The 8391-nt window shown below is 65.5% G+C and carries 8 protein-coding genes and 1 pseudogene; 3 read left to right on the top strand and 6 right to left on the bottom strand.

Translation table 11 applies throughout. The features are described from left to right. Both VGD20_RS20160 and VGD20_RS20155 read left to right on the top strand, forming a co-directional pair. Positions 1-234 (top strand): annotated as a pseudogene (locus VGD20_RS20160) (ammonia channel protein); the annotation flags it as partial. 309 nt (positions 235-543) lie between these two features. Then, entirely contained in the window at positions 544-2979 is a 2436-nt protein-coding gene (locus VGD20_RS20155) for a TonB-dependent receptor (protein ID WP_331136159.1), read from the top strand. Between the two features lie 233 nt (positions 2980-3212). Here VGD20_RS20155 and VGD20_RS20150 read toward each other — a convergent pair whose 3' ends face one another. Beyond that, the gene (locus VGD20_RS20150; RefSeq protein WP_331136158.1) at positions 3213-3689 is read right to left on the bottom strand and encodes a hypothetical protein; all 477 of its coding nucleotides are present in this window, start codon (positions 3687-3689) and stop codon (positions 3213-3215) included. Continuing rightward, the gene (locus tag VGD20_RS20145; RefSeq protein ID WP_331136157.1) at positions 3686-4060 is read right to left on the bottom strand and encodes a VOC family protein; all 375 of its coding nucleotides are present in this window, start codon (positions 4058-4060) and stop codon (positions 3686-3688) included. The genes VGD20_RS20150 and VGD20_RS20145 overlap by 4 nt, the downstream gene beginning before the upstream one ends. Before the next feature lie 95 nt (positions 4061-4155). On the opposite strand from VGD20_RS20145, the gene VGD20_RS20140 reads away from it, so the two are divergent. Further along, a complete protein-coding gene (locus VGD20_RS20140; RefSeq protein ID WP_331136156.1) occupies positions 4156-4698 on the top strand; it encodes a winged helix-turn-helix transcriptional regulator in 543 nt (180 codons plus the stop codon). Between the two features lie 23 nt (positions 4699-4721). Here the strand turns inward: VGD20_RS20140 and VGD20_RS20135 are convergent, their stop codons facing one another. The 4 genes from VGD20_RS20135 to VGD20_RS20120 form a co-directional block, all read right to left on the bottom strand. Then, positions 4722-6308, bottom strand: coding sequence for a GMC family oxidoreductase (locus VGD20_RS20135; protein WP_331136155.1), 1587 nt, complete (start codon positions 6306-6308; stop codon positions 4722-4724). A 96-nt stretch (positions 6309-6404) separates the two neighbouring features. Further along, entirely contained in the window at positions 6405-7319 is a 915-nt protein-coding gene (locus tag VGD20_RS20130) for a sterol desaturase family protein (protein ID WP_331136154.1), read from the bottom strand. Next, positions 7312-7719: a hypothetical protein gene (locus tag VGD20_RS20125; RefSeq protein WP_331136153.1), complete on the bottom strand. Its 408-nt coding sequence runs from the start codon at positions 7717-7719 to the stop codon at positions 7312-7314. Before VGD20_RS20125 ends, VGD20_RS20130 begins: the two co-directional genes overlap by 8 nt. Beyond that, positions 7716-8150, bottom strand: a complete 435-nt coding sequence (locus tag VGD20_RS20120; RefSeq protein WP_331136152.1) for a TIGR01244 family sulfur transferase — start codon at positions 8148-8150, stop codon at positions 7716-7718. The genes VGD20_RS20125 and VGD20_RS20120 overlap by 4 nt, the downstream gene beginning before the upstream one ends. Between the last annotated feature and the right edge of the window lie 241 nt (positions 8151-8391).

Below are 8391 nucleotides of genomic sequence, written 5' to 3'. Positions count from 1 at the left end.
ACCGGCATCGTCTATGCCCCGAGCCTCGGTGGGCCCGGCGGCGACGATTTCGCGATGGGGCCGCAGATCGCAACCCAGATCGTTGCTGTCCTCGTGGCCATTGCTTGGGCGGCCGCCGGCACGGTCATCGCCATCTATGCTGCCAAGCTCGTCACCGGCCTCCGGGTTTCGGAAGAGGTCGAACGCGAGGGCCTCGACCTCGGCGAGCACGGCGAGCGCGCCTACAACTATTGACGAGACAGGATACCCGTCGCCGCACGCTCTCTCTCTCCTTTCAAACGGCGGCGGCGGGGTCCTAACCGGGTTCCTCCTGCGAACCACTGGCCGGGGCTTGACCCCGGCCTTTTTTTGATCTTGGCCGGAACGGCACGGGCCCCGGGGCATGACCCGGCCACTTTTTTTGCCGATTTTTGACTGTGGCCGCCACGCAACATGTGCCGACGATAATTCCGGGCCCGATTCGGGCTCCATTGCGCATTTGTGACAAGAGGCGCACCCTCCTCCACGGACCAGCGAAGATTGGCCACCAGGAGGAGGATTATCATGAATGCACGAGCATCTTTGCTCGCCGGCTTGTCGTGCCTTGCGCTCGCAAGCACCCCGGCAACGGCGCAGGACACGCCGGCAAGCAGCTACGACGGCAACGAGATTATCGTCACCGCGACCAAACGCGACGCGAGCCTTCAGGACGTTCCCTTCTCGATCAATGCGCAGACCGAAAGGGCGATCGAGCGTGCTAACGCGAGTACGGTCGAGGATCTTTCGCGCAATGTCGCCGGCCTGACGGTCCAGAATCTCGGGCCCGGCCAGAGCCAGGTATCGGTGCGCGGCGTATCCGCGGGCCAGATCGCACGCGACCAACCGGGGGTGAAGGAGCAGGTCGGCGTCTATCTCGACGAATCGGTCGTCTCGCTGTCGCTGTTCACGCCCGACCTCGACCTTTTCGACCTCAACCGCGTCGAAACGCTGCGCGGACCGCAAGGCACGCTCTTCGGCTCGGGCTCGGTCGGCGGCACGCTCCGCTACATCACCAACCAGCCGAACCTCGACCGCGTCGAAGGCAAGGTCGAAGGTAATGTGAACCTCGTCGACGGTGACGATTTCGGGGGGCATCTGAAAGGCGCGATCAACCTGCCGATCAACGAGAATCTCGCAATGCGCGCGGTCGGCTATTATACGCGCTACGGCGGCTTCATCGACGCGCTGCGCGAAGGCGGCGGGGTGAGCGAGGACGTCAACAGTGGCGAACGCTATGGCGGCCGCGTGTCGCTGCTCTGGAAGCCCGCCGAAAATCTCTCGATCACCCCGCGCTTCGTCTATCAGAAGGTGACGACCGACGGTTTCAACCGGCAGGACGTCTATAATCTCTATGCCAACCAGTTCACGACGACGCGGCCGCAAGTCGCCTTCAAGGAACGCCAGCAATATCTGCTGCTCGACGAAAGTTTCAAGGACGAGGTCAAGCTCTTCGACCTGACGATGAATTATGACGGCGACACGATGGGCGTGACGTCGGTGACGACCTACACCGACCGCGACATCCTCGTCAGCCGCGACGCGAGCGCGCTGACGGGCAGCGTCTCGTCCGACCTCGGCTTTCCCGACGCGGGTATTCTGCTGCCGTCGAACCTCGTCGACACGACCGGCGTCAAGCAGTTCACGCAGGAAGTGCGCGTGAACTCGGCCGGCGACGGTCCGTTCCAGTGGCTGATCGGCGGCTATTATGCCAACGTCAAACGCGACTATACCCAGCGCCTGCCAACGCCAGGTTACGACGCCTTCACCAACCAGTTTTTCATCAACGCCTGCAATGCCGACCCCGACGATTGCGGACCGGGGGGCGTGCCGCTCACCGCCGCCGATATCGCCAACGGCTTCGGGCCCGATTCGCCGTATAACGCCGATATTCCCTATGACCTGTCGCAAATCGCGATCTTCGGCGAGGTCAGCTACGACTTTACCGATCGCCTCACCGCGACGCTCGGCGGGCGCTATTATGCCTTCGACGAAAGCCGGCGTTTCGTGTCGGGCGGGCTGTTCCCGAACGGCGACAACGCCCGCGACAAGACGTCGTCGAGCGGCTTCTCGCCGCGCCTGCTGCTCAGCTACGATGTCGCCGACGGCATCACGCTCAACGCGCAGGCGTCGAAAGGCTTCCGCCTCGGCGGCGTCAACGATCCGCTCAACCTGCCGCTGTGCGACGGCGGCAACCCGGGCGGCCCCGATGCCGAGACTTTCGGCGGTCGCCCGCGCTACGGCGACGAGACCTTGTGGAACTATGAAGGCGGGGTGAAGGCGCAGTTCGGCGGCATCACCTTCAACGCTGCCGGCTTCTATACCAAGATCAACAATCTGCAGGTCACGGCCGACGCTGGCAGCTGCTCGTCGCGTATCGTGTTCAACGCCGACGCCCACACGATGGGGCTCGAGTTCGAACTGTCGGCAAGCCCGGTTACCGGGCTCGATCTTGGCCTCTCGGGCAGCTACGTCGAGGCCGAGTTCGATTCGACGCTGACCCGCCCCAACGGGACGGTGATCGAGGGCATCCGCAACGGCAACCGCCTGCCGTCGGTCCCGCGGTTCCAGATGGCTGCGAACGCGACCTACAGCTTCCCGATCGATCCGTCGTCGGACACCAACGCCTTCGTCACCGCGTCCTTCCAGCATGTCGGCAGCCGCTATACCCAGCCAGGCGACCAGGAAAACAATCCGCGGACGTTCGTCCACGGCTTTACCTTCGGCGGCGCGCCGATCGCCTCGGCGACGACGCTCGACCTCAAGCTGCCCGATTACCAGCTGGTCAATATCGGCGCGGGGATCGAGTTTCCGGACGAACTCGAAATCTCGGTCTATGTGAACAATCTGCTCGACGAGAATGCGCTGCTTGCTTTCGACCGCGAACGCGGCGGGCGCGCCCGCCTCGGCTTTGCGACGAACCAGCCGCGGACTTTCGGCGTCACCGTTCGCAAGGGCTTCTGATCGGGAAAAAGGGGGCCGGACGCCGGGACCGTCCGGCCCCTTTTTACGTCCTGAAATGCTGCACAAAATTTGTGCAGCATTGCCGCAATTTTGCCCTTTTCAACATGACATTAATATGGCATTCATTGCGTCAACAGTTTCAGGAGGGGAGAGCCTGAAAGGCTGGGCCGGGACGCAAGTCCCGGCCCTCTTTTTTTGTGCGCAGCATAGCCAGTGTCAAAAAATGGCGGATTTCAGGTCTTTTTGCGCGTGTAGCGCAGCATGGCGAAACCCCGCCAACGGCCATCGGGCTGCAGAATCGAATCGCTGACGATCAGCGCGCCGTCGCTTGCGAGAGCGTAGGTCGACCGCCCGATCTCGACATCGGCGCTGCCCCAATTTGTCCACCATTGCAGCCCGGTAACGCCGCCCGCGACGGGCCGGACGCGGCCCGTGACGTCGGTCCATTTCCCGCGCACGCGTCCCTTCGCATCGAGGGTGTAAAGTGCCTTGGCCGAATAGCTCACGGGCGGCGTCCCCGCGATCGACAGCCGATAGGACAGCGCCGTCTCGCCGGTCTTGCCCGGCGCGATGTCGAGCGTCGCGGTTGCCGGCTTGCCGAACGCTTCGCCCGCACCGGCCCAATGGCCGTGCCAAGCCGACAGCGACGGCGCACCGGCGGCGGGCGCAGCCGGCGCCATCAGCGCCGCGGCCCACCAGAGCAAGGTCATGCCGCCGCCTCGGACTGCGAGAACATGAAGGCGTTGCCGTCGGGATCGTAGAAGGTGATCAGCTTCACCAGCCCCGGGATGTGCTGGATTTCACCATCCTGCCGCACGCCCTCGGCATCGAGATGCGCCTTCGCCGCGTCGATATCGGCCACCTCGAACACGTTGGTCGCACCCCCGCCCTGCACGACGCTCTCGACCTGGCTCAGCCCGATGTTTACGCCCGTCATCGGCGTTCTGAGCTCGCACCAGCCAATCTCGTCGGCGCGGTAGAGCAACTCGCACTGCATCACCCGTTCGTACCAGGCGATCGCTGCGGTCATGTCCTTGACCCCCATCGAACAGGTGAGCTCGGATCCGATCTGAAGCGCCATGCCATCCTCCCTTTTCGCGAAGCACCGGACCACGCGGAGAATCGCGCGGCCCATATCACTTGCCTCGATAGTCCGGTTTGTATAGTTAGTTGCAAATGCGGTCAACCACGCCCGACCCCGTGCTGGTTCAGCTCGGCAGCCATCGCTGGCTGGTGCCGCTGCTCGCCGATCTTGCGGCGCACAAGGGCGCGCGCTTCGTCGAGCTGATCCATCGGCTGGGGCTGTCGCGCGACAGCCTCGCGCGCACGCTGGAGGCCGCGGCGACGATCGGCTGGGTCCAGCGCAACCCCGGGCACGGCCATCCGCTACGTCCCGAATATATATTGACCGAAGCGGGCAGCGCCGCCGCCGCGCGCGCCGCGACCATTGCCGGGGCGCAACGCGAAATCGGCCTGCCGCCCGCCGCCGCGACGCGCTGGGGCCTTCCACTCGTCGCCGGGATCGGCGCGGGGCACGACCGCTTCAACGCGCTGTCGCGCCTGCTCGCACCGGCAACGCCGCGCGCGCTGTCGCAGGGGCTGACGGCACTGGGGCAGCACGGGCTCGTGACACGCGCGGTGGTGGATATGCGACCCCCGGCAAGCCGCTATGACCTGACACCGAATGGGCGATTGCTGGCCGAGGCTTGCGCTTTGTGAACCCCGGCGAAAGCCGGGGCCATCTAGGCCAGCGCCGCCTTGACGAAATCCGCCGCGCGTTCACCGATCATGATGCTCGGTGCGTTGGTGTTGCCGCTCACCAGCCGCGGCATGACGCTCGCGTCGGCGACCCACAACCCCTCGACGCCGTTCAGCTTCAACGCCGGATCGACCACCGCATCGGCGTCGCTCCCCATCCGGCACGTGCCCACGGGGTGATAGACGGTGTCGGCGCGGCTGCGGATCAGCGCGTCGAGCGCGGCGTCGTCGTCGATGTTCACCGGATGGCGGTCGACGCCGGCATAATCCGCCAGCGGCGGCGCCGCCGCGATGCGGTGCATCATCCGCACGCCCGCCCGCAAGGTCGCCATATCGCGCGCGTCGGTCAGAAAACCCGGATCGATCGCCGGTGCCGCCGCGGCATCGGCGGACGTCAGCCGCACGGTGCCGCGGCTTTCGGGGCGCAGCACGCAGGCATGGCATGAAAAGCCATGCCCCTTCACCTTCGTCCGGCCATGATCCTCGAGCATCGCGGGAACGAAATGATACTGGATGTCGGGCGCGGGCAGGTCGGGCCGCGATTTCCAGAAGCCCCCAGCCTCGGCAAAACAGGTCGTCATGATCCCGCTGCGCTGCGTCCGGTGCTCGAAGATCGCCTTCACCATCCGCCACGTGCCGCCGAGGCTGTCGCCGAACGGCTCGGTCGAACGCGTCTCCCAGCTCGACACATAGTCGATATGGTCCTGCAGATTGTCGCCGACTCCCGCGCGGTCGAGCGTCACGTCGATCCCCTTGTCCCTCAGATGCGCGCCCGGCCCGATTCCCGACAGCATCAATATCTGCGGGCTGTTGAAGGCGCCGGCCGAGAGGACGACCCCGCCGCGCGCGCGCAGCGTCTCGCGCTTGGAGCCGCGCCGGATCACGACCCCCGTCGCGCGCCCGTCCTCGACGAGGATCTTCTCGACCAGCGCCCCGGTCCGCACCGCGAAATTGCCATGCTCGCGCAGTGGTTCGACATAGGCGCGCGCCGCCGACCAGCGTTCGCCACCCTTTTGCGTCACCTGGTAAAGACCGAAGCCCTCCTGGCTCGCCCCGTTGAAATCGGCGGTACGCGGCAATTGCAGCGACGCCGCGCTTTCGATGAAGCGTCGGCTCGTCACATTGGGCCAGCGCTGGTCCATCACGTTGAGCGGCCCGCCACTGCCGTGAAATTCGTCGCCGCCGCGCTCGTTGCCCTCGCTGCGCTTGAAGTAGGGCAGCACGTCGGCATAGCTCCAACCCGTCGCGCCGAGCGACGCCCACTGGTCGTAATCGAACCGATGCCCGCGGATATAGACCATCGCATTGATCGCGCTCGATCCGCCGAGCCCGCGCCCGCGCGGCTGGTATCCGATCCGGCCGTTCAGCCCCGCCTGCGGCAGCGTCTCATAGCGATAGTTCGACGATTTGGGGATGAAGGGCATGAAGCCCGGCGTCTTGACCCGCACGTTGTCGTTGCGCCCGCCCGCCTCGACCAGGCACACCGTGCGTGACCCGTCCTCGGCAAGCCGCCCCGCCGCGGCGCTCCCCGCGCTGCCGCCGCCGATGACGATGATGTCGAACTGATCCATGCTTGCGACCCTCCCTCGCGCCGCCTGCCGGCGGTCGCCTCGGGTGCTTACATGAATGTCATTAGAACTCGAAGCAAGCTGCCAGATGAGGCAGCTCTACTCGGCCGGCTCTTCCGCCGGCCGCCCCGCCGCCCAGCGCTGCTTGATCATCGCGCTCGTCGCGCGGCTGCCGTCGTGGCTCCAGCCGGGCTCGCGCCACATATAGCCAAACTTGTGCTTCCACGGCGCGTGCCACACATCCTTCGCAATCCCGACCCATTCGTGCACCGCGGCCCAGAGGATGTTGAAGCTGCCGAGCTGCTTGACGATGCCGTAGCGCACCGGCTCGTCGTCGCGTTCGGGGACGAAGCTGCCGAACATCTTGTCCCAGATGATGAAGACGCCCGCATAGTTCGCATCGAGATAGCGCGGATTCACGCCGTGGTGGACGCGGTGGTGCGACGGGGTGTTCATCACCGCCTCGAACCATTTGGGCAGGCGCTTGATCGCCTCGGTATGGATCCAGAACTGGTAGATCAGGTTGAGCCCCGCGCAGAAGAACACCATCGCGGGCGGAAAGCCGATCAGGAACAGCGGCAGGCGGAACAGGAAGGTCAGGCTGAAGAAACCCGTCCATGTCTGCCGGAGCGCGGTCGAAAGATTATAATGCTGCGAGCTGTGGTGGATGACGTGGCTCGCCCAGAACCAGCGCACGCGGTGCGCGCTGCGGTGGAAGGCATAATAAGCGAGATCGTCGAGGAAGAAGCAGAGAATCCACGCCCACCACCAGCTTTTGAATTCGATCCCGATGTCGAACAGGCGGTACTGGTAGACCCATACCGACATGCCGATCACCGCCGCGCCGACGAGCGCGCCCGCGACCTGGCTCACCGTCCCGAGCATCAGCGAGGTCAGCGTGTCGCGCGCCTCGTAACGGCTCTTGTCGGCGCGCAGCGAGACGAGCATCTCGATGATCAGCAGCAGGATGAAGGCGGGGACGGCGTAAACGACGGGATCGGGAAGTTCAGGCACGGCCGATATCCCGCATTCGCGATGCCCACATCCCCGCATCCTTCCCCAGCTGCAATGTCACCGCGCCGAACGTTCTCTCCGGCGTCGTCAGTGTCAGGAAATCCTTGTCGAGCCGCCCGATCACGCTCGCGTCGACCGGCCGCGCGGCAAAGAAATTGCCATGCGCGCGCACCAGCATCATCCGTCCCTCGGCATTTTGCACGATTGCGGCGAAGCCCGCGCGATCGCGCGCGACCTCAGTGCCGCGAAACCCCGCTTCGGCCTCTTCGGCCAGCCGGATCGCATGCGCCGCGTCTTCGATCCGCGGATCGGCGCCAAGTCCGATTTTCCTGACCAGCCAGGCAACGAAAAGCACCGCGATCAGCGATGCGCCGAGCTGGATCAACTCGGCCTGATTCATTTTTCCCCCGCGAGCGCGTCGAGCATCGGCCGCAGCCCGCCGAGGTCGTAACCCGCGTTCGCCGCCGCCTCGACGATGGCGCCCACATCGTCGCCCGCGCGCGCGCGCGCCAGCGCCCAGAGGTGCGTCGATCGCGTTCCCGACCGGCAATAGGCGAGGATCGGTCCCGTCGCATCGCGCAGCAATGTGTCGAGCGCATCGATCTGCGCATGGCTGAAACCCGCATGGCCGATCGGGATCGCGGCATAGGCCAGCCCCTCGGCTGCCGCGGCATGCGCAATATCGTCGCCCTGCGGCGCCGAGGGCTCTTCGCCGTCGGGACGATTGTTGATCAGCATCGCGAAACCCGCGGCCTTGGCGTCGGCCACATCCTCGATGCTGATCTGCGGGGCGACGCTGAAGTCGGCGGACAGGGTTCGGAAATCGCTCATGCCGCCGATCTACTCCCGCCGCGCACTTGCTGACAAGGGTGAAGGTGCGGTGAAGGCGGGACGGCGGCCGTGTTGCCGCTTCCCTTGTCTCCCGCTTCGCTTATGCTTGCGACGATGAACGATCATTTCCAGTGGGCCTTCGGCTATTGCGCGGCGCGCGGCTATCCCGATCCGGTCGCCGCCGCCGACATGCCGGCGCTGTGGTTCGATGTCGGCAAGCCCGATCAGGCCGGCCGCTTCA

It is taken from the genome of Sphingopyxis sp., assembly GCF_036402335.1.
GTDB lineage: Bacteria > Pseudomonadota > Alphaproteobacteria > Sphingomonadales > Sphingomonadaceae > Sphingopyxis.
This window is presented reverse-complemented; position numbering and strand designations above follow the sequence as displayed.